General features: G+C 49.6%; 3 protein-coding genes. All 3 read left to right on the top strand.

Going from position 1 to position 2,260, the window contains the following annotated elements; genetic code table 11:
* Positions 1–414, top strand: a 414-nt coding sequence (gene def, locus Q0338_RS08355) for a peptide deformylase (RefSeq protein WP_298086350.1), incomplete at its 5' end; no start/stop codon positions are given.
* Complete coding sequence (locus Q0338_RS08350) at positions 411–1,931, top strand: YifB family Mg chelatase-like AAA ATPase (RefSeq protein WP_298086349.1); 1,521 nt, start codon at positions 411–413, stop codon at positions 1,929–1,931. The genes def and Q0338_RS08350, both read left to right, overlap by 4 nt.
* Positions 1,928–2,260 (top strand): NAD(P)H-hydrate epimerase (locus Q0338_RS08345; RefSeq protein ID WP_298086348.1); only part of this gene is annotated, 333 nt, incomplete at its 3' end. The genes Q0338_RS08350 and Q0338_RS08345, both read left to right, overlap by 4 nt.

The following is a 2,260-nucleotide window of genomic DNA, read 5'->3' as shown; positions in this document are numbered from 1 at the left end:
ATGTATGAGACCATGATCGCTAAAAACGGTATCGGACTAGCCGCCATCCAAACTGGCGAGGCTAAGCGAATTTTGATCGTAAATTTAGTAGACGAAGAGAGTAAAGAACAGCGCAAAGAGGATCTGCTAGAAATCATAAATCCCAAAATTTTACGCAAAGAGGGCGAGATAATCTATCAAGAAGGCTGCCTTAGCGTGCCGGGATACTACGAGGACGTAAAAAGGGCCGAGTTTATAACGCTAGAGTATCAAGACCGCTTTGGAGAGCGTAAAAAGCTCGAGGCCGACGGGCTTTTGTCGGTCGCGATCCAGCACGAGATGGATCACCTCGACGGACACCTTTTTATCGAGCGCATCGGCTACAACAAACGCAAAAAATTCGACAAAGAGTATAAAAAGCAAAAAAACGCATGAAAGCCCTAAAATGCGCCACTTATAACGACGAATTACGGCTTGTGGATGTTGAGTCCAGTTTTAACCGCGGTTTGCCCGCACTTAATATCGTAGGTCTTGCGGGCGCCTCGATCAAAGAGAGCGCCGAGCGCGTAAAATCAGCGCTTCTATCGTTAAATTTCTCTTTCCCCGCGCAAAAAATCATCATAAATTTATCCCCGTCCGATATGCCAAAATCAGGCAGTCACTTCGACCTACCCATCGCGCTTTTAATCGCCCTGCAAAAAGAGCGCGACTTTGAGCCTATTTTTGCATTTGGCGAGCTTGGGCTTGACGGAGGAGTCAAAAGTACGGCTAGCCTTTTTTCTATATTGCTTTTTTTGAGCGCGAAAGCGCCGGGTTCTCGTGTACTGATCCCGCAAGAGATAGCGCAAAAAGCCGGCGCCATACCGAATTTAGAAATTTACGCCGTTTCAAATTTGGCCGAGGCGATCAAATTTTTCCTCGAGCCAGAGTTTGCCGCCTCGCGCAGAGTCGGCGCCGTTCATCCGCTTTTTTCAAATTTGATCAAAATTGGCGAAAAAAGCTTCGTAAAAAATCAAAATTTCGAGCTAAATTTTAGCGACGTAAAAGGCCAGAGTAGGGCAAAAAGAGCCTGCCTGGTGGCCGCTTGCGGTATGCACAACGTTATCTTTGAGGGTAGCCCCGGATGCGGCAAGAGCATGAGCGCCAAGCGCCTGCGCTACATTTTGCCGCCGCAAAGCTTGGATGAGATTTTGCTCAGCTGCGCTTATAGCTCGCTAAATCAGCAGGAGAGCGAATTTTCCGCTTTGCGAGCCTTTCGTAGTCCGCACCACACATCGACGAAAGGCTCGATATTTGGCGGCGGATCGAGCTCGGCTAGGATCGGCGAGGTCGGGCTAGCTAACGGCGGGATACTCTTTTTCGACGAGCTTCCGCACTTTGCGCCGCAAATTTTAGAGAGCCTGCGCGAGCCGCTGGAGGACTATAAAATCAACATCTCGCGCGTAAATTCAAAAATCACGTACGAGACTAAATTTATGTTCGTAGCCGCGATGAATCCTTGCCCTTGCGGCAATCTCCTCTCTAAAAATCTAGAGTGTAAATGCTCGGAGCTCGAGATCAAACGCTATAAATCGCGTATCTCGGCGCCCGTGCTAGACCGCATCGACCTTCACGTACAGATGGATGAGGTGGCCGCGAGCGATAAAAGCGACGTCACGAGCGAAGCGATGTGGCAAACCGTGCTGCGCGTGTTTGAGACGCAAATCTCGCGCGCTCAAAGCGAGCTAAACGGCAAGCTTAGCGACGAAGAGATCGCTAAATTTTGCATTTGCGACGACGAGGCGAGCGGCGTGCTAGATAATGCAACGCAGAGATTTTCGCTTAGCCGCCGCGCTATCAATAAAACCCTAAAAGTCGCCCGCACGATCGCCGACATCGAGGGCTCGCGCATCATCAAAAAGCCGCATATTTTGGAGGCTTTGAGCTACCGAGTGAAGCAGGAGGGCGCATGAAAAAGCTATTTTGGGATACGGCGGAGCTTGACGCTAGAGCCGTGAGCGAGTTTGGGCTTAGCACCGAAGTGTTGATGCAAAACGCCGCTAACGCGTTAGCTAACGCCGTGCGAAGTAAGTTCAAAAAATCATCGACCAAACGCCGTAAAATTTTAGGCGTAGTCGGCAGCGGAAATAACGGCGCAGACGTGCTTGCCGCGCTTCGGCTTTTGGGCGGCAAATTTGATTGTTTTGCGTTTTTAGCGAGCGACAAACAAAATGAAATCTCAAAAACCGAGCTAACCAGGGCGCTAAAATGCGGCGTAAATTTGATCTCAAATTTGACGGAA

This window comes from uncultured Campylobacter sp. (assembly GCF_938018145.1).
GTDB lineage: Bacteria > Campylobacterota > Campylobacteria > Campylobacterales > Campylobacteraceae > Campylobacter_A.
This window is presented reverse-complemented; position numbering and strand designations above follow the sequence as displayed.